Source organism: Paenibacillus oryzisoli, from assembly GCF_001653565.1.
Lineage (GTDB): Bacteria > Bacillota > Bacilli > Paenibacillales > NBRC-103111 > Paenibacillus_E > Paenibacillus_E oryzisoli.
In genome coordinates this window covers 78,072-99,140 of sequence record NZ_LYPB01000082.1, presented here as the reverse complement: position 1 = coordinate 99,140, position 21,069 = coordinate 78,072, and the positions used below count along the sequence as shown (strand labels likewise).

Below are 21,069 nucleotides of genomic sequence, written 5' to 3'. Positions count from 1 at the left end.
TCGGGTGTTTGTAGGGGTACAAATACCATACCGAATGAGCGGCCTTTTTGGCTACCTTTTTTTGGTTAATCAACAGGCCTGTAGTTTATACAGTTAAAGTTGCGGTGGCGCAATGTTCGGCGATGCGGAGTTGGTGTGTTGCGTTAATCGACACTGGTATGTTGTTGTGATGCTAGTGTTGGACGATGTAAAGCTGGTGTGTTAATCGTCAATAGTATGTCGAGGTGGTACCGTTGTTAACGATGTAAAGTTACCGTGGCGCAATATTCGGCGTTGGTATGCCACCGTGACGCTGTCAAATCTATTAGTGATAAATGAGCTCAGATGCCGAGCTAATAATTGTACCTGTATTCAGTCCTACGCAGATGTCTTTCATTGAGCCTGGCTTATCAAAATTGAACACATGAATCGGGACATGGTAGTCCCGTGCTAGAATAAAAGCCGATTGATCCATCACCTTTAAGTTGTGCTGAATCACATCGTTGTAATGGAGGGATTTGTACTGGAGCGCCTCCTGGTGGTGCTTCGGATCCCTGTCGAAGACACCGTCCACGCCTTGTTTGGCCACGAGAATGGCGTCGCAATTGACTTCGATTGCTCGTTGTACAGACGGATAGTCTGTCGTAACGAAAGGCTGTCCGTTTCCGCCAGCGAAAATGACGATGTACCCTTTTTCCAAGTGATGAATGGCACGTAAACGGATAAAGGGCTCCGCCACAGATGCAATTGGAATCGCTGTCATAACACGCACTTCGGCTTCGGTCTTCGCTTTCAACACCCCGCGCAGCATTAGGCTATTGATGACCGTCGCGAGTGTGCCAATATTGTCAGCCTCTGCTTTCTCGATGCCCCAGCTTTCACCCATATTGCCACGGAAAATATTACCTCCACCAATCACGAGACACACTTCAACGCCTAAATTCACGACAGTCATAATTTCATTGGCGATATGATCCAGTTGTGTAGGGTCAAATCCGAAGGAACTGTCACCTGCGACAGCACCGCCGCTAAGTTTAATGAGGACGCGCTTGTACCGTAAAGTCATTACCATATCCCCTCTCTGATGAGAACGCCTGTACGATTCATTATGTCTGACTAGGAAGTGTTGTGCGGCAGCCAACGGATGCTTGCAAAAAAAACACTAAAGCCTCAAATGCTTTAGTGTTGTTGTGTCTGCTTCGTCATGTTAGAAGTAATTGTACATGAATTAAGCGGGATTATGCAATTTTTGCGGAACGCGCATGTGAACGATAAGTCCTATGATCACAAGGACTAACAAGGAGCCCAGAGCGACGCGGCTCGCTAAGTTGCCAGTGGAGGCCATTGCCCATGTGATGGTTCCATATAAGAGTGGTCCGACAATGGAGGACACCTTCCCCGAGAAGGCGAATAGGCCGAAAAATTGACCGCGCTTTTCTTCCGGCGTTAGCTGCACGATTAACGTACGAGAGGTCACCCACATTGCACCCATGGAGACGCCATACAAGCTGCCTGCTACCCAGAAGATGCTTTGACTTGTCGCTAAGGAAGCGAGGGAGATGGCTACAATCAGGATCAAAGCTACAATGGCTACTGCCCTCTTAGGCCCAATGCTGCGTGTCACATAACCGAAGAGGAAGGAGCCGATCACGCTGGACACCGTGGATACTAGATAAAGTAGAATGAACTGCCCTGTCGAGAAGCCCATGACAGTATTCGCATAAATGGCCATAACCGCAATCGCAGTAGCGATGGCATCATTGAAGAAGAAATAGGCGATCATGAACGTGAAGGCTGCTTGGTACTTCCTTGCCTCTTTGAACGTCGTCCAGATCTCGCGATAACCGCTGAGCAGGGACTTGTTGCTAGCGACTGGCTTCTGCCGTTTCTCTTTGTACAAGAACATGATTGGCAGTGAGAAGAGGAGGAACATGACCGCACTTGGAATGAATGTACTTTCGAAGTGATTATCATGAACGAACAGGAAAGCAATAAGACCGACAAGCGTACCTACATAACCGACGGCTACGCCGAATCCGGAGATCAGAGGAATCTCGCGTTCATTGCCCAGGTCAGAGATCATGGAATCATAGAAAACTAAGCTGGAGTTATAGAAGAATTTGGCGATCATGAAAAATAAAATGACACCGATAATCGATGTGTTAAGCCCCAGCCACTCTTGGTCAGTCTCCCACAGAGCGGATGCTCCCATCAGAAATGTTGCGAGAATCGCGATCAGTGTGAAGGGGACGAGATAGGCTTTCTTTTTACCTGTACGATCAATCCATACACCGAATAAGGGAGATAGAAGCACTAAGAAGAAGCTGGATAGCGCATTAGAGTACGTGATGAACGTACTTGCGATCTGATTCATTTCCTCCGTGCTGCCTAAGGTTTCTTTTAAGTAAAACGGATAGAACACAGTTACGATATTGGATGAAAAGATGGTATTAGCAAAATCATACATCGCCCATGCAAAAATTGGCAGGGAAAAAAATAACGCCCAAACACTTCGTCCACGTGCGGGGTTGGTAGCGGATTCAAGTTTTGCCATAAGGGCACACCCTTTCTCTTCACTTACCTCTATTTCTCTATTATATTGGCGGTTCTGGAGGGAAATCCCTCCTCTTCACAATAAAAATAAAATCTCCCCCATCTTAGTAGGCAGGAGAGATTTTTTGCGTTTATTTGTCCGATGGGGGCTTTATGATATCAACTTCAATCATGTCCTGATTCTCTTCCATTTTGAGCACATTAATGCCGTTGCGTTCTAAGGTAGTGGAGAGTGCCTCTTTGTCTTGAACAGGAAAAACGTAGGCTAGGCTGCTCTTATTGTCGAGCAAGCGTTTCGCTACCTGTACGAGTCGCTCCATCGTGAACGGCTTCTTCAGATATTTCTCAATCTGCTTCTCATGATAATCATGAGGCGGGTCGAGTGCTGTTGAAACAATAACCGGCGTTTGGGCATGCACGGGATGTTTATATAGGTCTGCGATGAAATCCCAACCTGTCTTCTCGCCCTCCAGATGAATGTCTACGATAAACAGAATGGGGCCTTCGCCCTCACACCGACGTAGTGCAATCATACCTTCTTCGGCGGAACGCAGTTGGATAGAGGGCAGACTCAGTTTATGCAAGGCGACTTGAATTAATTTAGCGAGGTTATCGTCGTCTTCAAAAATAACGATTTTCCCGTCTAATCCGGAAATCTCAAAGAGATCGAATTCAATACGGAACGTGGTACCTTGTCCCATTTCGGATGTATAAGAGATGTGGCCGCCATGGCCTTCGACGATTTCTTTTACAATGGCTAGTCCCAGGCCAGTCCCGCCAATCTGGCGGCGGTCGGAGTTATCGACACGGAAGAATTTCGAGAACATATGCTCATTCGCTTCAGGTGGGATGCCCAGTCCGTAATCTTGAATGGCAATGGATACTTTATCTTCATGTGCAAATAGGTGAATGTCGATATGATCGGCACCCGGCGAGTATTTAATAGCATTGCTAATGAGGTTATCAAAGACTTGACGAATACGATCCATATCTGCTCGTACCCAAAGTTCAGGCTCTGTCTGGTGAACGACGATTTGATGCAACTGCTTGTCTTGCCATTGGTCTGCGATTTCGGTGACAAGTGCCTGCAGATGAATCGGTGCGAAATTATACGATTGACGACCGGACTCCATCCGCTGGAGATCCAAGAAGTCATTGATTAAATTCGACAGTCGCTGCGCTTCGTTATAAATGGTTTCCATGTAACGTTTCTGCTTCTCTTGCGGCAGGTCGCGGTGCAGTAGAATCTCCACGAAGCCGAGTACACTGGCTAGTGGAGTCCGCAGCTCATGTGAAACGATGGAGATAAATTCATTCTTCATTTCATCGACGCGCTCTTCTTCTGTACGGTCACGGAAAACGAAGAGATAACCTTGCTGCTCCGTACCTTCGCTAACAACGGTGGCGTAGAGCTCTGCATGTTGGAGTTGCTCGTCCTGTTGGAAGCTGAAGCGCTGTGTCAAATGGGACAGGGAGCGATCAATCAAGGCTTCGATGGAAGAGGCTACCCCATGGAAACTAGGTGATTCAGCTACAATCTCCGAGCTGCAACTAACAAGGTTCTCGCCAATTCGATCATTCAACCCGAAATACTGATTCATACGATGATTGGAAAAGAGGATCTTGCCCTCGGAATCGCACATCATCATGCCCTCGTGGGCGGATTCAAGAATATTTTGAATAAGATCATGTTGACCTTCTAAGAGCAGTTTCTCTGCCGTGAGTTGATCGTTCAGCAAGGCTAGGCGTTCTGCCTGCTGCAATTTCTCATCATTCACAACCTGTGCATAGAAGGCAAGTCCGAATTGACGAACTAAACCTTTGGTCAGACGCTGATTATCTTCTTGGAAGCTCGAACATTGGTAACTCGTCAGTAATAGAAAACCAATGACACCTTGCTTGTCATCCGTTAGTGGAATGTAATGATCGATGGCACGTGTCATGCCATTATGGACACCTTGCTCACTGCCCGTTACATCACGGGTATGTGTGATCGAGACCCCCTCTTCGAACACGCGTCTGGCTGGGCCGAAGAGCTCCCTGCGAGAAGCTTGAATGTGTCCTTTGGGATATCCGATGGAATGAATAACATTGTAGGAACTAACTCCGTGCTCTGTGAGATCCTCGAGGACAACCAAGGCGGCATCCTGCGCGAGCGAATTTAATAAGGCTGGCAGCGTATGTTTCAAGAAATCTGTTAATTTCACATAGCCAGTGAGCTTCTCTTGGTACGAGGAAATGAGTTCCAAATCCCGTTCGCGCTCAGATAGCTTAGCCAGTGTAACTTGCTGTTCCTCTTGTTGGGCAATAATTTCCTCGTTCTGGGATTCCAGACTTTCGGCCATATAACGGTAATTTTCTTCGCTCTTGCGCAGTTCCTTCTCTGCTTCGTAGGATCGTAAGGAGATGAAGATGGACATAGCTCCGGCCACAAGCGCGATCAGGAAACCGACAATTGTGATTAAACGGGAGGTTTTACCTGCTTGTTGAGAAGCTTCATAGGAGGTAGAGGTAATCTGTTCGATATTGTTTTCAATACTCGTATGAACGACACGATAGCGATCCATCAACGTTTTGCCACCAGTGACACGGGCTTTCGCTTCTTCAATTTTACCTGTACGGTATAAGTCCAAGGTTGTATCATAGTACTTTTGCAAATTGGTAATGGCAGGTATAGCTTGGGTATCGATAATAATTTGTAGAGTCGGAAATTTCTTGTCGTAGGTTGAAAGCATATTTAAACTACTGGCGACCTGCGCTCTTCCTGTTGTGTAAGGTTCAAGAAATTGTTCGCTTCCACCTAATAGGTAACCCCGGAGACCTGTCTCCTGATTAATTATGCTGGTTAATAGACTATTGGCCGTCGTTAGAATCGGAAGAGCCTGATTCACGATCGCATTGTTCTCTCTCTCCATATTTCGAGAGGCCAAGTAGTTGGACACACTGACGAAGGCTAATAAAAGTACTATTAAAATGACATATAACATGGAGATCCGCGATCTCGTGAAAGTTTTCATTTCAATCGGTCACCTAACTTCTCATAGATTAATATATCAGGGAGCAATTCGACAAACATCAACAAAATCCTCTAAAAAATGACGATGTTATGTTTTCTTACATAATAGTTTGCAGAAAATGGCGATGTCGTTTAAAATATGAGTCAATAACGAATTGGTATGTTAATTCCTATGACATGAATAAATTTCTAAGAGGGAGGCGCACTGTGCAGGTGAAAAACAGCAGGATTCCGCCGCGTCATGAAGTACGTCCCTATTTCCAACCTATTATCTCTTTGCAGAATCAACGAATTGTGGGGTATGAAACACTAGGTAGATGGGTTCGCGAGCATGGTGTGGAGAGCTTAGGACCCTTTTTCCAAGATCCTAATATTTCTGAAGACATGCATCTCATGATTGATCGTCATTTAAGAGAGCAGGCTATTGAACGAATCGCCGCTGCATCGGACGAGAGTGAGCTATTTATCAACCTTAAGCCCTCTTGGATCTATAGAACCTACAAGCGGACGGGTGTATTGCCAACAATTGAATTGTTAAAAAAATATCAGATTAATCCTTCGAGAATCGTCATTGAGATCACCGAAGAAGAATTTACGGGCAAGCTCCAAGAGTTGACGTGGATTGTTGAATTATATCGTGAATTCGGATGCACAATCGCCATAGATGATGTCGGGAGCGGTTTTAGTAATTTCGATCGAATTGCAAGCTTGCAGCCGAAGATCTTGAAGGTAGACCTGAATATTTTGAAGAAAAGTATCGTTCACGATGGCTACAGGGCAGTTATGCAGTCTTTCTCTATTGTTGCAGCGCAAATTGGGGCTTCCCTGCTCGTTGAGGGTGTCGAGACCAAGCAGGAACTGCGCAGCGCCTTGCAGGTGGGAGCGAGATATGTGCAAGGTTTCTTATTTTCAAAGGCAGAGCCAAACCTGCAGCAACCAGATGCGTACAAAGCCATGCTGGAAGAGGAAATCAAATCGTTCGGTGAAGATGAGTTTCAGCGCTACCATCGCTTGCTGAGTGTGCACCAAAGGCTGGATGCGTTAATCAACGCCTCGGTTCATATTTCCAATGCCGAGGAAGCTGATGCGGTAATTGAGCAATCCATCGGTAACGTTACGGACAACTGTATCCGCATGTACATCTGCCAGGGGGACGGCTACCAGATTTCCTCTAACTACACACGTTCTGAAGTGGGGTGGAGCAAAGACGAGAGCTACCGTCAGGCAAACTGGACGTGGCGGCCCTATTTCATCTCCAACATTCTGATGATGAATCTTCAAAAACAAGGCATTCTCTCCCAAGCCTATACCGACTTGGATACCTCGCGTCAAATCCAGACTTACTCCTGTGCGATGGGTGAGGGGTATTATTTGTTTTTGGATTTGTCGATCTGAGTGGGAGTGGAGGAATGGTGCATAAAGCCTTCTCGCAGGCTTCTCCATTCAGCGGACCCGAAATATTCACCAACACTCCTTCGCATTCACGAATAGATGGAAAAAGTACATCTAATCCGAGCATTTATATTGGAATGAAACGTTTAAATGGAAAACCTCCAGTTAATTTCGGGCAATTAGCCCTAATTCACCAGAATTGAGCAGATTAGATGTAGGTTTTACAGCTAATTGATTTATAGAGCAGATTGGAATGAAAATAGCTGGAGTTTATACAGTTAACTCTATGGATTAGCTTGTTGGTGAATGAGGTAGTGTGGAAGGGGAGGAGGTAAATGGTGAAAGGTGCGCCGTAGTGGGAGGATGGGGCAGTAGAGTAGATAAGGTGTCGTGTACTAGGTTGCTTGGGAACTGGAGCGGAGATCGGGATTGGGATAGAGATAGAGATAGAGATAGAGATAGAACAGAGATGGAAAGAGATAGAATGGTGGATGCACATGGAGCACAAAAGAGGTTATCCCAGGTGAAGCTTGGGATAACCTCTTTTGTGTGTGGTAGTTGAAGAACCCCGGAACCCCGGAACCCCGTTTTACGCCTCCACCCATTCGCGGCGGAGCGAGAACAAATCGCGGAGCTCGTCAGTCGACAGCTCGGTGATCCAGTTCTCGCCAGAGCCGACGATCTGCTGGCTGAGGCCAAGCTTGCGCTCGATCATCTCGTCTATGCGCTCCTCCAGCGTGCCCAGCGTCACGAACTTGTGCACCTGCACGTGACGCGTCTGGCCGATCCGGAAGGCGCGGTCCGTCGCCTGATTCTCGACGGCGGGATTCCACCAGCGATCGTAGTGGAAAACATGATTCGCCGCCGTCAGGTTGAGACCGATGCCGCCGGCCTTCAGCGAAAGAATGAACACATTGCGCTGCTCTAGGGGCGGCAAGGTCGCATCTTGGAAGTGCGCGATCATTTCATCGCGCCCGTTCTTGGCTGTTCCGCCGTGCAGGAACAGCACTTTTTCGCCCAGCTCCCCCTGCAGCACATGCTGCAGCAGGTTGCCGGTCTCGACAAATTGCGTGAAAATCAAGCATTTGTCGCCCTCTTGGCGCAGCTCCTGCACCATTTCGAGCAAGCGCTCTAGCTTGTTGGAGCGTCCGCTCCATGGGGCGCCAAGCCCTTCCTTGAGCAGCAAAGCAGGGTGGTTACACACCTGCTTGAGCTTCGTCAATGCAGCGAGGATGAGGCCACGCCGCTCCATCGCAGAAAGCTTATCCAGGCGATCGAACATATCCTGGATGTAGTTCTCGTACAACGAGCCTTGCTCTGCTGTGAGCGAGATGAACGTTTTGGACTCGTTCTTCTCCGGCAGATCCAGCTGGATAGCGGGATCTTTCTTCTCGCGCCTTAACAGGAATGGGCGGATCAGCTTTTGAACTTTGCCAATCGTGGCCTCGTCGCGCGTCTTCTCGATGGCATTCACGTAGCGGGTCGTGAACTCGCGCACGGTGCCGAGATAACCCGGATTCGCGAAGTCGAAGATCGACCACAGCTCAGTCAACCGATTCTCAATCGGCGTTCCTGTTAGAGCAATGCGATGAAATCCATTCAAACGGCGAATCGCCGTCGCCTGTTTCGTATAAGCGTTCTTGATATTTTGAGCTTCGTCCAAACAGATCGAGTTCCAAGCAATTGCGCCAAGCTCACTCTCATCTAGATGGGAAAGCGTGTAAGATGTCAGGACCAAGTCGTAGTTGCCAACGATTTTCTCGCTAAAGGCAGACCCTTTTAACCGCTGCGGCCCATAGTGAAGATGGACGCGCAAGGAAGGCGCAAATCGTTTCAGCTCCATCTGCCAGTTGCCCAGCACGGAGGTCGGACATACGAGCAACGAAGGTGTATCGGGCTGCTCGGTCTCTTTGACCGTGAGCAAGTAAGTGATCCATTGGATCGTTTTTCCGAGACCCATGTCATCGGCTAAGCAGCCGCCCAGTCCAAATCTTCGCAAGAACAACAACCAAGAGATACCGTCCACTTGGTAGTGGCGAAGAGAGCCATGAAAGCTTGGAGGCGGCTCCATCGCCGGGATCGCGGAGGTCTGCGTTAGCTGTTCGATCATATGACGCAGCTGTTCGTTCAGCTCCACCTCCATGTCGAGGTAACGCGCAGCATCCGGATCATCCTCAGCAGGTAGTAAGCCCCCTGCATCACCAGCAAAATGCAGTTCCAACACATCGCGGAACGAAAGCCCCTGCTTCTTGTGCACTTGCTTCATAATCTGCTCGACCTGTGCCATGAACCGCGGGTCGAGCTGAATCCAGTTGCCGCGAATCTGGATCAGCTTGCGCTTCTCCTCCAGCAGCTGACGGAATTCCTCTTCCGTCAGCTCCAAATCCCCAACAGCCAGCTTCCAGTCGAACTGCATCAGCTGGGTCAGCCCGAACATCGTCTCCCGTCCAGAACCGACGGAAGACTTGATCTTCGCGCGCAGCTTCGGCCGCATCTTGCGGATGCGCTCCCACCACGCCGGCAGGAACACGCTCGTTCCTGCCTCAACCAGCCGGACGCTTCCCTCTGCAAGGAAGCGCCAAGCCTCCTCCTCCGTCAACGTCTGACGGAGGACGCCCTCGCCCGCATCCAGCCACGGCAGGATGCGCACCCACTTGGCCGCGTCGCGTTCGACGCGGCCAATCTCGGGCAGCCAAGCCTCCGGCAGTGGCTGCTCCCCGGCGACCGGCTCGCCGACGGTCGTCACGGTGCGCAGCACCTCCGGCGCCAGCCGGTCCTGCAGCAGCACGCGCAGCTGCCAGCCCGCGCCATGCGCGAGGTCCGGCTCGACGAGCTGCAGGCACGTCCGCATCGGCGTCCGATCCTGGCGCCAACCAATGCTGACGAGCCAGTCCTCCTCGTCCAGCCACACCTCGCCGCTGACATCGCCGCGGCGCATTAACGGATACGCAGCTTCCAGCTTGCGTAAATTGTCTTTCATGACCCCGTCGGCATCGACCCATTCCGGGATCAGGGCATGAATCCAGCGGGATATCGCTGGCGTTTCAAGCAGTTGCAGCTCTTCTGGCAGCTGCAGCTTCCAACCGATTTCGCCGGACTTCCATTTCTCGTAGTCCGGCATGAAACGGCCTGTCGCCAGCGACTCGCGAATAGCGGGAGCTAGGGCAATCACGTCAGCGCAAGAAGCATGCCACTTCAATTGCAAGTGCTGAACAGGCTGCGGTTCGCTGAAATAATCGAGCGCTTCCAATGGCTGCAGCTCGATGCCCTCCCGATTTTGCCACTCACTCGGTTCCATGAAGGTGCCGAAGAAGGAGGCGCGATGCCAGGCGAATAACATATGTTTTAAATCAAGAGCGTCCCAAATACCGCCGTTTTCACGGGAACCCCATAGAAATAAGGACCCGTTAGGTAAGGAACTAACGTGAACGGTCAGCGCGCTGGTTTCGATCATCGAATCCATTTTCCTTTCTTGAGCTCTTCTTGGAAAGCACGCAAACGCGAGAACTTATCCGCTAAGCGGTAAATATAGTGCTCCCAGCGGTCATCCTGGCCGATGTGTTTATAGATGCCATTCAGCTTCTTAAGCAGGCGGACAGCCGTCTTATAAGAAGCCCTGTTTTTCTCCAGAACAGCCCGTTCGGCTGCTTGATGATAGAGCGGAAGGAGCAGCGCGGAGTCATGTTCTTCGATCGCTTTAAGCTCCGCCCCATATAAATTCAAGGGGGAAATCCGATTCGCCAGTTGCAAATCGACCCACTGACGATACCGTTTTGTTTGCAACAAATAGGCAGTGTAATAGTAATAGGAACGTGGGAGTAAGGACTCCATCACCTGTACCCACTCGCTATCGTTCGCCAGATGCTTCGTCGTATCCAGCCAATATTGGCAGAAGGTACGGAAATCATCATGATTGGCATTCGTTATCGCAGGGAATAGCCAACGAAGCCACACTAGCATGTGATCCCACTGTCCATCATTCGCAAATTTATTTAAATAGAGGAAGAAATCCTTCGCATGGGGATGTACAAGCTGCCCAAGTCGTTCGAAAGCTTGCTCGGTATGCCCCTGCATAATGTCAAAATGCGCCCTAGCCGCAAGCAACGCATCCTTCTTCTTCGGAAGCAATTCCTTCTTGGCCAGAAGAGCGTCAAGGCGTGAGGTTTCTTCTTTCTGAGCGCTAGGTTGATCCGTTAGCTTCCACCAGATGAAACGATACACGAACAACCAATCAACAGGACTGTCCTTTCCTTGCAGGGCGGATTCCCCGACCATTTTCATCGTGGTTAACCATATCTTAGGCTCCGCCAGGAAAGAGCGGTTGACATCGATCCGATCAACGAATTCGACAAGCTTATCTTCACAGTCTTTGGCGGAAATTTTGCACCCGTTTTCATGATAATAGCTTAGATAAGAGCTCTTCGTTTCTTGATAAAATTGTTCGATCTTCCGCATCATGAACAGCACGATGTGGAACATGTAGAGTTCTCGCGTCGTATCGCGCCAATTGACTGCATAAGGCGGCAACGACTCCAAAGCAGACTCATAGAAGGTTTCAATGGAATGCTGATGCGAGATAGAGAAGCCATGGAACTTTCCTTCAAAAAAACGGTGCCAATCACTAGGCATACTTTCTTCCAAAGGCACGTTCGCCTGTGCGGCTGCTTTACGTTCTTGTATAACGGAAGCCGCAGCGCTGCGGGCTGGTTTCTTCCGTGTATGAATTTGCTGTTTGAGCTGCTGCAGGACAAGCTCTGGACGACCATAGGTGGCGTATAAGCTGAAAAATGTAGCGCCAATATGCTGACAGAAGCCTTCGAAAGAACAAGTGCAGGTACTCGCAGCGAAATTTTCTAACTGGACGTCTACCTTATGAACTTGTTTGCTTGTGACGGTCGCCAGAACGCTAAGTCCTTTGAGATCAACCTCAGTCACACGGCCTTTATGATAATACTCCCAGCCTTGCTCCAGACGAATGGCGTCAAAGTGCAGCGGGATTTGTTTGATGAGGTAGTTCATTCGATTTTTGGGAATTTGAAGTTTCAACATGTGATCGTTCCTACCCTCCGAGCGGCGCATTCCTTCTTCCATAGTAACAGATTTTTTCCGAAATTGCCCATTTCCACAGTTTATGCCAAAGGCGATATTTTTAATCCGATCCGAAAGGGGTTAACCCTGCATTCTTATCCAGAATATGATAAAGTGAAGCTAGATGAAATGCTTCTTGAAGGGAGACTGCGCGAGTGGGTATTAAATTTGGTCGTGAGTATAAGGACATTGTTACAGATTTTGTACGTGGGATCGAAATGGTGAATGGTTTCTATGAGCTGCTGGAGATGAGTGCAGAAGACTGGCAGGAGCTAGACGAGAGTGAACAGGAAGAATGCCTGCGTACGCTGGCTGACGATATATTCTATGGACTAGGCAGTACGCCGGTGATGCAGGTTGGAGCAGGCTCAGTTCGGCATGATGCGGGTAATCACGTGCTCAAAGTGCACGATGGCGAGAAGTTGGTTTCCGTCATTTATTTGGTGTGAAACAGGTAGAACGGATTGATAGAAAGGTGTAAAGAAGCTATGTTGGATGGCGCAAGAAAGGTTCTACAACAGGTTTACGGGTATCCGGAGTTCCGTGAAGGCCAGAAGAATATTATTACGAACCTTCTCGAAGGGAAAGACACGCTGGGCATTATGCCGACAGGCGGCGGGAAATCGATCTGCTATCAAGTGCCGGCCCTGCTGATGGAGGGAGTGACGTTAGTCATTTCCCCTCTTATTTCTTTGATGAAAGATCAGGTGGATGCGCTCGGCGCACTCGGTGTTCCAGCGACCTTCATTAATAGTACGTTGGAAGCTAGAGAAGTGGAACAGCGGATGCAGGGAGCCATGCAGGGCAAATATAAGTTGCTCTACATAGCACCAGAACGTCTCGAATCGGAACGGTTTCGCGCACGAATGGCAGCGTTGAATCTGCCTCTGGTAGCCATTGACGAAGCGCACTGCGTTTCGCAGTGGGGACATGATTTCCGCCCGAGTTACGTTTCGATTGCTCCTTTCATTCGGGCGCTGCCGAACCGGCCGATCGTAGCGGCGTTTACGGCAACGGCTACCGCAGAGGTCACAGCGGATATTGCGAGGCTGCTGGATTTGGATGAGGCAGGGATTTTCATCAACGGCTTCTCGCGAGACAATTTGGAGTTAACCATTCTTCGCGGAGAGAAGAAGCGGGATTACATACAGAACTACGTGAAGGAACATACCCATCAGCCCGGCATTATTTACGCTGCGACGCGCAAGGATGTTGAGGATTTGTACGAGACGTTGCGCAAAAAAGGCTTCGCCGCAGGCAAGTATCATGCGGGCATGTCCGATGATGAGCGCTCCTACATGCAGGAGGCGTTCCTCTATGACGATATTCGCGTGATGATCGCGACGAACGCTTTCGGGATGGGCATCGATAAATCCAACGTTCGATACGTGATTCACTACAATATGCCGAAAAATATGGAAGCATACTATCAAGAAGCCGGCCGTGCGGGGCGTGATGGTGAGCCGAGCGAGTGTATTCTGCTGTTCAGTGCGCAGGATATTATGACGCAGAAGTTCCTCATCGAGCAGAACCAGCTGTCGCCTGAGCGCAAAGCGAACGAGTACAAGAAGCTCCAAACCATGATCGACTACTGCTATTCGCCGCGCTGTTTGCGGAACGCTATTTTACATTATTTTGATGAGCAAAATATTAAAGATACCTGCGGGAACTGCAGTTCCTGCAAGGATGATCGGGACACCGTCGATATTACGGTCGAGGCACAAAAGATTTTCTCCTGCATTCGGCGCATGAACGAGCGCTTCGGGATTTCGATGGTTGCCTCTGTTTTGAAGGGCTCCAAGGCGAAGAAAATCATGGACTATCGGTTCGATCGTCTGCCGACACACGGGATTATGAGTAATTTGCCGGAAAAAGAGATCGCCGAATTGATCAATGTGCTCATTTCCGAAGGATTCCTGCAATTATCCGATGGTCAATACCCGGTTGTTCGGTTGATGCAGCCTGCTGCTGAAGTGCTCCAAGGCAAGCTGACCGTTAATCAAAAGGTACGGAAGCAGCCTGTCCGGGCTGTCGCTGCGATGGATAATACGTTGTTCGAGCAGCTGCGACTGCTGCGTCGCGAAATGGCTGCGCGCGAGAAGGTGCCGCCTTATATTATTTTCGCCGACAGTACGCTGCGTGAGATGAGTGAGAGCTGTCCGACGACGGAAGCCGCGATGCTGCGTATCAAAGGGGTCGGTGAAGTGAAATATCGCAACTACGGGAAGCCATTCTTGGAGCTGCTTCGCACGTATGCGGGTGAGAGTGATATGGGCGTTGTTGCCTATGATTACGAATGAAGCTAGATAGAGTAACTGTGGATGATCGGTTGTCGGCGTTGGGAACATGGAGACTTGAAGCTGAAGAGAGCAAGTGGATCGTGCGGAAGTATCGATTTACTTCCTTCATGCAAGGCATCTCTTTCGTGGGCGAAGTTGCCCGAATTTCAGAAGCTGTGAACCACCACCCCATGATCGCCATTGATTATAAAATGGTAACCCTGCGCCTGACCTCGTGGAGTGCCGGAGGCTTGACCGAGCTCGATTTCTCGACTGCTGCGAAGTTTGATCAAGCTTACGTGGAGGGGAACGCAGAGTAAGTTGCAATACTGTTGCTTAGTGTTCCGCTATCACAATCAGCGGACCTGTATAAACCATGCAGTGGAAGTCAGCACTTCCGGTTGGCGTCCACTTCTCGTACGTATCCGTGATGGTGAAGCCAGCACGCTGGTAGGCGCGAATAGCTCGCTCGTTCCAAACGAGTACCTCGAGGTCGATTTCTTGCTCGGGGTTGCGATACTGGGCTTCGGCAACAAGCAGCTGAACGAATTGGGTGCCGAGTCCTTGTGCGCTGACAGGTGTGTCCCCGTTGTTGCTGCCGACCGTTCCTCGACCTTCGCTGCTGCTTGTGCCATATCCCTTGCCGCAAAGATCAGGACGAAGTCCTAGGCCCAGGCGGGTAACGCCAACGATCGGGAAGAACTGAACGAAGCCGATTAGTATGCCGTTGTGATCCACTACGCCACGATATTGCTCGTCCCTGATTTGTGAATCGGCGAATTCTGACTTGTTGTCGAGCATCGTGGTCCAGGATGGCCAATTGTATACGGCATAAGGATCCGGGTAGCTCCACGCACACAGCTCCTGACAAGCTGTTTCTGTTAGTGGAACCACGCGCCAAGATGAAATTAAGGTAATAGGTTGTGGCATTTCTTGGGCAACCTTTCTTTAGATGGTTTTTGGCCATTGTTCTATTAGGGATTAGCCGTTCCCTTATTCTACCCGATAACGCGAAGATACGGAACGAGAGGGCGCTATTTGGGTGGAAACGCGTAATTGGGAGAAGTTGAGGAACTACGTTCCTCTATTTCTTTTGAAACGCGCATAATTATTCGGAAAATGGCAAAATAGCGGAACCACGTTCCGTAACTTTGTAAAACATGTGGATTCAGGGGGAATAAGGGAACTACGTTCCGCAACTTTCCGAAATGCAAGGCAAATAACACATGTTCGATCGCTATTTTATCATAAAATACCAATAAGGAGGGCACCCGTGATGACACAAGTGACCGTTCGCGAAGCCGTCATATCCGATATCCCCCAGCTCAAAACGTTAATGCTCACTTACATTGTCGATTTCTATCAGTACCGACAACCGGAGGATGAGAAGCTAAATGCTTTAATTCATGAATTGCTCGAACAAAAAGTGGGCATTCAATTTGTGGCTGAGACCGAGGAAGGTGCGCTTGTCGGCTTTGCGACGCTATATTTTTCCTTCAGCACGCTGCGTGCCGCCAAGATTGCCGTCATGAATGACTTGTTTGTTGTGGAAGCAGAGCGTGGACATGGTGCGGCGGCGAAGCTTTTTGCAGCTTGCAAAGGCTATGCGGCTAGACATGATTATGCCAAAATAACCTGGGAAACAGCCCCGGAGAACTTACGCGCGCAAGCTTTTTACGATAAAATGGGTGGAGATCGTGGTCATTGGCTGACCTATTCTGTGATTCCCACAAGTGGGATGGGCGATTAATTAAAGGTAGGGGAAGGTGGCAGAAACCGTGGAAAATATCGTAAGTCAGTCGTGGTTGCTGGGACAATTAGGGGATGCGAATATCGTTATCGCAGATTGTCGGTTTGCGCTCGGCAAGCCTGATTCAGGCCGTGAACAGTATGTGCAGGATCATATTGAAGGCGCCGTGTATGTCGATTTGGAAAAGGATCTTTCCGGTGCCCTTATGGCACATGGCGGACGTCATCCGCTTCCGGATCTTGGTGCCTTCTCAATCCTCGTCGGCAGTCTCGGCATAGACGGTACGAAGACCGTCGTTGCTTACGACGATCAAGGTGGAGCTATGGCATCGCGCCTGTGGTGGATGCTGAAATTCCTCGGCCATTCCGAGGTATACGTACTGGATCAAGGATACTCCGCATGGAAATCCGCGGGATATCCGGTCACTGCTGAGGTGCCTGCGGTATTCCCGCGCACCTTCTCACCGAAGGTGCACCGCTCCATGCTCGCTAGCATGGATGAAGTGAAGGACAAGCTCGGTCGCCCAGGCGTCGTGCTGGTAGATTCGCGCGAGGAGCGCCGCTACCTCGGCCTCGAAGAGCCGATTGATGCGGCGGCGGGCCACATCCCAGGCGCGCGCAACTTCTTCTGGAAGGGCGTTCTCGGCGAGAACGGCGCTTGGTTATCAGCTGCGGAGCAGGAGCAGCACTTTGCCGCACTGCGTGACGCTGATGAAATCATCGTCTACTGCGGCTCGGGCGTGACAGCGTGCCCGAACGTACTGGGGCTTAGCGAAGCGGGCTTCGATAACGTGAAGCTCTACAGCGGAAGCTGGAGCGACTGGATCTCGTGGGAAGACAACCCGATTGCGACGGGTGAAGAGTGAGAACTGAAGAGCATGTAGCAGTAATTACATGATGAATACATCGCCATGCGGTCTATAAGCCCTGGCGATGTATTTTTATGTCCGGAAGTTAACAACCGAATTCAGTTGACATCTTGGAAATATCCAACATATAATTAGGATGCTAGCAATATTGATACGATCTCAGAATGGAGCACTACCACATGTCTAAATCCGTCCTTTACTTAAAAAGAACCTATATTATCATGCGCAAAGAGCTTGACGTGCGGTTAAGCACATTCAATCTGACGACTTCGCAATTCGAGATCCTGGGTTATTTGGCTCAATCAGGAGGGTTAGAGCAGCAGAAGCTCCAGCATCATAGCGGGATTACATCCGCGACGTTGACTGGAATATTAGATAAGCTGGAGGCTCGGTCATATATCTCTCGCAAGTCTAGCCATACAGACGGAAGGGCCAACTTTGTGACGCTCACGCAGCAGGGCAACGAGGTGTTCGGTAAGCTGGTGGATCTTATTTTGGAATTCGAGAACGAGATGCTTAAAGGGTTCACGCAAGCCGAGAGGGATTTGTTGGGACAGTGGCTGCAACGAGTGGCCAAGAACTTAGGGGATAAGGAATATTATCAATAGGGGCTTGTAGCCTTCACTAATAGCTAGCATCCTAACAATATGAGAGGGGGTGAGTGCAATGATGCGTGGGTAAGAACGAAGATGAAAAACGTTTGTTTGATAGCTAGGATCCTAACTAATATAGGGGGGGTATTATGCGAATCATAGTTACGGGAGGAACAAGCGGGATCGGTTACGGGACGGCGCGCTTAGCCGCTGAAAGCGGTTGGAAGGTGACGATCGTTGGTCGAAATCGAACTCAAGGCGCAAAGATTGCCGCCGAGCTAGGGGGAGACTACTTCTATGCGGATCTGTCCAAAATGCCGGATGTACGTCGATTAGCGGATCAGCTCGAAGGTCCGATTCATGCGTTAGCGCTGTGTGCAGGAGGAATATCTACGGACAAAGAGGTCCGGCTGACCAATGAAGGGTTGGAGACGACTTTCGCAACAAACTATTTGAGTAAATTCGCGTTATCGGAGATGCTTCTTCAGCAGAACAAGATTGTACCCGGCGGATGCATCGTTATGGTAGGAGGTAATGGCGTCCACAAGAATGTTTCAACCGCTTGGGCTGAACCCCAAGTCGGTCTGAAGGCCGCTATGAAGGCAGCGCTTGCGGTCGATCTCTATGCTTCCGAGCTTGCCAAACGATATCCGCAGTTACGCGTGCATACCTGCTATCCGGGAATGGTTCGAACGAATTTGTTCCACGAGGCGCCATTGCTGTTCAGATTGTTGTCTCGAATATTCGGCCAGCCGATAGCCAAAGGTAGCGCGTATCTAGGTCGGTTGATCTTAGAGAATCATTCGGGGGTACATTGGAAGCAAGATCGCCCCATGCGTTTCCACGTTCCTTTGCCCGAAGGCCAAGAAGGCGAGGCGCTATGGGCATATAGTCGACAATATATCTGACCACATAACCAAGGAGGTTAAGCATGCGCTATAAAGCAGGCTGGCTGGTGAAGAATCATATTTTGGCGTTGACGCATTATGAACCGGTGGTAACGATGGAGGATTTCCGGGATATCGCAACGGATGCGCACATGGCTTTGCAAGAGGCGAAGCAGCCCTTTCACCTTCTGATCGATAATCGGATTATCGCCGAAAGGACGGTCGCCACGCTGGATTCGATGTTGAAAGCTCTGCCGATCCTCGAACATACGCACTTGAAATGGATTGTTATCGTGCTGCCGGATGCCATCAAAGAGACTGCAGCAGCTAGACAAGTTCAGCGGCATGGGTCGATTCAATTGAAATTCGTAGACAGTCTGACTTCCGCATTCCAGCATCTTGCAAGTGAGGATGACCGTATAGTCGAGGTGGCTGGCTTAGCATTGAGCTGGAGCGACTGGATCTCGCGGGAAGTTAACCCGAATGCCACGGGTGAGGAGAAGTAGGCAATAAGCCGCGTGGAACGCGGGTTAGAGGGCTGTGACAGGTGGTGAGCAAGTGACCTGTCACAGCTCTTTTTGGCATTTTGGGTATAACGCAGATGTTAACGACTACGATGTGATAAACATCACAGCCAGATCTGACATACTCCTTTAGTATCTGTTCTAAGGAAGAGAGTTACCGGAGCTCAATCTTATTCATCAGATGTTGCTCTGCCTGACATAAATTCGGAGGTGAGCGTAAATGGAAATTGCCGCTCTCGAAAAGGTTGAGCAGCTTGCCTTAAAGAAGCTCAAAGTATTCAAGATGAGCCGCCTACGGTATATCGCGCGCTCCGCACTCGCGAGCATGTTCATCGGCTTCGGCGTCATCGTTGCGTTCAAGACGGGCAGCTTCTTTTATGGGGAACATTCTCCTCTTACGTATCCAATGGCGGCAATTACTTTCGGTGCAGCCATCATTCTAATCACTTACGGGGGAGGGGATTTATTCACCGGCAACACCTTTTACTTCACTTACGCTGCTTTGAGACGGAAAATGCGTTGGAGTACCGTGCTGAAGCTATGGCTGTATACCTACATAGGCAACATCATCGGTGCAGCCTTTTTCGCATTCATGATCTATACAACCAGCTTATTCGCGGAGTCGTCTGTCAACGCGTTCTTGCTCAGTGTCGTGGATAAAAAAATGAATCTGCCGATGGGGGAGCTGTTCTTCCGCGCCATCCTCTGTAACTGGCTCGTCTGTCTTGCCTTCTTCATTCCTCTGTCCCTTAAGGGAGATGGAGCGAAGATGTTTGCCATGGTCCTCTTCGTGTTCTGCTTCTTTATCTCCGGCTACGAACATAGCATTGCCAATATGTGCACATTCGCAATTGCGTTGGTGCTGCACCATCCCGGGACGATATCCATCGGCGGAGTGTTTCATAATCTCATTCCGGTCACCCTGGGCAATATCATTGGCGGCGCGGTACTGATGGGCGTAATGTATCACTATGTGAACAAACCCTATTTGGATGAAGAACTCAATTCAACTACTACATTTACGGAGGGCGATTTGGATGAATAAAACGAAGATTGTGATCATTGGAGTAGGAGCCGTCGGTGCGACGACTGCGTACACACTGTTGCTAAGGGAGCGGGCGGATGAGCTGGTGCTCATTGACGCCAACAAAGGCAAAGCGAAAGGCGATGCCATCGATATGAACCACGGCCTTCCTTTCTTAGGAAAAACGAAGGTATGGGCGGGCGAATATGAGGATTGTCGCGATGCCAGCATTATCGTGATTACAGCAGGCGCTGCCCAAAGGCCAGGCGAGACTAGGGTCGATCTGTTGAAAAGGAATGTCGGCATATTCGAGAGCATCATGACAGAAGTGCTCAAGTATAATCAGGACGGCATTTTGCTGATCGCCTCCAACCCTGTGGACATCATGAGCTACTTCTCGTGGCGGAAGTCGCAGTGGCCTGTTCAGCGGATCATCGGTTCGGGCACGCTGCTAGACAGCTCGCGCTTCCGTTACCTGATCGGGGAAGAGCTGGGCATCGACCCTCGCAGCGTGCATGCCCATATCATCGGCGAGCATGGCGATTCCGAGCTCCCGGTGTGGAGTCTGGCCAATATTGCCGGAACCCGCATTCCATTGGACGAGGCGACGAAGGAGAGAATCTTCACGAACACGAGGGATGCGGCATATGAGATCATCTCGGCCAAGGGGGCTACCTACTACGCGATTGCCCTCGCTCTCGACCGTATCTGTACCGCAATTCTTCGCGATGAAGGTGCTGTGCTTAATGTCTCGACGCTGCTTCAAGATTATCACGGGGTATCGGATGTCTATCTGGGCGTTCCTTGCGTCGTGGATCGCAGCGGCGTGCGCGAAGTGCTCAAACTAGAGATCTCGGAGTTGGAGCGCGAGCAACTTCACCGGTCAGCACAGAAGATGAAGGAACTTATTCATTCCATTGAAATTTGAAGATGCAAGGATAGAAACCGCTGCGAACGCGGGTTAGAGGGCTGTGACAGGTTATGAGCAAGTGACCTGTCGCAGTCCTCTTTAGGTTGTTTTGCAAATCGTTGGCGAGCAAGGGATGAAACCTCTTAAATTACTTTAATTTACCAGAATTATCGTGTAAAATATTAGCAGATATTGTTGAAATAAAG

Annotated in this window: 17 protein-coding genes; 11 read left to right on the top strand and 6 right to left on the bottom strand. The window is 49.8% G+C overall.

Translation table 11 applies throughout. The features are described 5' to 3' along the window. Window positions 1-304: 304 nt before the first annotated feature. The 3 genes from pyrH to A8708_RS25120 all read right to left on the bottom strand — a co-directional run bounded on the left by pyrH (window position 305) and on the right by A8708_RS25120 (window position 5,549). Window positions 305-1,045: a UMP kinase gene (gene pyrH, locus A8708_RS25130; RefSeq protein WP_068668091.1), complete on the bottom strand. Its 741-nt coding sequence runs from the start codon at window positions 1,043-1,045 to the stop codon at window positions 305-307. A gap of 162 nt (window positions 1,046-1,207) precedes the next feature. After that, window positions 1,208-2,533, bottom strand: a complete 1,326-nt coding sequence (locus tag A8708_RS25125; protein WP_068668089.1) for an MFS transporter — start codon at window positions 2,531-2,533, stop codon at window positions 1,208-1,210. A gap of 130 nt (window positions 2,534-2,663) precedes the next feature. After that, window positions 2,664-5,549, bottom strand: coding sequence for an ATP-binding protein (locus A8708_RS25120; RefSeq protein WP_068668087.1), 2,886 nt, complete (start codon window positions 5,547-5,549; stop codon window positions 2,664-2,666). 212 nt (window positions 5,550-5,761) lie between these two features. Between A8708_RS25120 and A8708_RS25115 the strand changes: the two genes are divergently transcribed. Next, the gene (locus A8708_RS25115) at window positions 5,762-6,943 is read left to right on the top strand and encodes an EAL domain-containing protein (RefSeq protein WP_167355929.1); all 1,182 of its coding nucleotides are present in this window, start codon (window positions 5,762-5,764) and stop codon (window positions 6,941-6,943) included. A 586-nt stretch (window positions 6,944-7,529) separates the two neighbouring features. Here A8708_RS25115 and A8708_RS25105 read toward each other — a convergent pair. Together A8708_RS25105 and A8708_RS25100 are read right to left on the bottom strand one after the other, a co-directional pair. After that, window positions 7,530-10,403, bottom strand: coding sequence for a DEAD/DEAH box helicase (locus tag A8708_RS25105; protein ID WP_204787633.1), 2,874 nt, complete (start codon window positions 10,401-10,403; stop codon window positions 7,530-7,532). After that, complete coding sequence (locus A8708_RS25100; RefSeq protein ID WP_068668080.1) at window positions 10,391-11,989, bottom strand: SWIM zinc finger family protein; 1,599 nt, start codon at window positions 11,987-11,989, stop codon at window positions 10,391-10,393. Before A8708_RS25100 ends, A8708_RS25105 begins: the two co-directional genes overlap by 13 nt. Window positions 11,990-12,183: 194 nt before the next feature. Between A8708_RS25100 and A8708_RS25095 the strand changes: the two genes are divergently transcribed. From A8708_RS25095 to A8708_RS25085, 3 genes are read left to right on the top strand one after another with little or no spacing between them, the layout of a single operon-like run. Further along, a complete protein-coding gene (locus tag A8708_RS25095; protein ID WP_068668078.1) occupies window positions 12,184-12,477 on the top strand; it encodes a hypothetical protein in 294 nt (97 codons plus the stop codon). A gap of 39 nt (window positions 12,478-12,516) precedes the next feature. After that, on the top strand, window positions 12,517-14,328 hold the full coding sequence (gene recQ / locus A8708_RS25090; protein WP_068668077.1) for a DNA helicase RecQ: 1,812 nt from the start codon (window positions 12,517-12,519) through the stop codon (window positions 14,326-14,328). Beyond that, window positions 14,325-14,627 (top strand): 4a-hydroxytetrahydrobiopterin dehydratase, encoded by a 303-nt coding sequence (locus tag A8708_RS25085; RefSeq protein WP_068668075.1) that lies wholly within the window; start codon window positions 14,325-14,327, stop codon window positions 14,625-14,627. Before recQ ends, A8708_RS25085 begins: the two co-directional genes overlap by 4 nt. Window positions 14,628-14,643: 16 nt before the next feature. On the opposite strand, the gene A8708_RS25080 is transcribed toward A8708_RS25085, so the two are convergent. After that, window positions 14,644-15,237: a GNAT family N-acetyltransferase gene (locus A8708_RS25080; protein WP_204787632.1), complete on the bottom strand. Its 594-nt coding sequence runs from the start codon at window positions 15,235-15,237 to the stop codon at window positions 14,644-14,646. A gap of 346 nt (window positions 15,238-15,583) precedes the next feature. Here A8708_RS25080 and A8708_RS25075 point away from each other — a divergent pair, with 346 nt between their 5' ends. The 7 genes from A8708_RS25075 to A8708_RS25045 all read left to right on the top strand — a co-directional run bounded on the left by A8708_RS25075 (window position 15,584) and on the right by A8708_RS25045 (window position 20,881). Continuing rightward, entirely contained in the window at window positions 15,584-16,057 is a 474-nt protein-coding gene (locus tag A8708_RS25075) for a GNAT family N-acetyltransferase (protein WP_068668072.1), read from the top strand. A 28-nt stretch (window positions 16,058-16,085) separates the two neighbouring features. Then, window positions 16,086-16,922, top strand: coding sequence for a sulfurtransferase (locus tag A8708_RS25070; protein ID WP_068668070.1), 837 nt, complete (start codon window positions 16,086-16,088; stop codon window positions 16,920-16,922). A gap of 182 nt (window positions 16,923-17,104) precedes the next feature. Further along, complete coding sequence (locus A8708_RS25065) at window positions 17,105-17,533, top strand: MarR family winged helix-turn-helix transcriptional regulator (protein WP_068668068.1); 429 nt, start codon at window positions 17,105-17,107, stop codon at window positions 17,531-17,533. A 134-nt stretch (window positions 17,534-17,667) separates the two neighbouring features. Then, window positions 17,668-18,426, top strand: coding sequence for an SDR family NAD(P)-dependent oxidoreductase (locus tag A8708_RS25060; protein WP_068668066.1), 759 nt, complete (start codon window positions 17,668-17,670; stop codon window positions 18,424-18,426). Window positions 18,427-18,449: 23 nt separating this feature from the next. Then, window positions 18,450-18,911, top strand: a complete 462-nt coding sequence (locus tag A8708_RS25055) for a hypothetical protein (protein WP_068668064.1) — start codon at window positions 18,450-18,452, stop codon at window positions 18,909-18,911. A gap of 238 nt (window positions 18,912-19,149) precedes the next feature. Then, the gene (locus tag A8708_RS25050) at window positions 19,150-19,974 is read left to right on the top strand and encodes a formate/nitrite transporter family protein (protein WP_068668062.1); all 825 of its coding nucleotides are present in this window, start codon (window positions 19,150-19,152) and stop codon (window positions 19,972-19,974) included. After that, a complete protein-coding gene (locus A8708_RS25045) occupies window positions 19,967-20,881 on the top strand; it encodes an L-lactate dehydrogenase (protein ID WP_068668059.1) in 915 nt (304 codons plus the stop codon). The genes A8708_RS25050 and A8708_RS25045 overlap by 8 nt, the downstream gene beginning before the upstream one ends. Window positions 20,882-21,069: the final 188 nt, after the last annotated feature.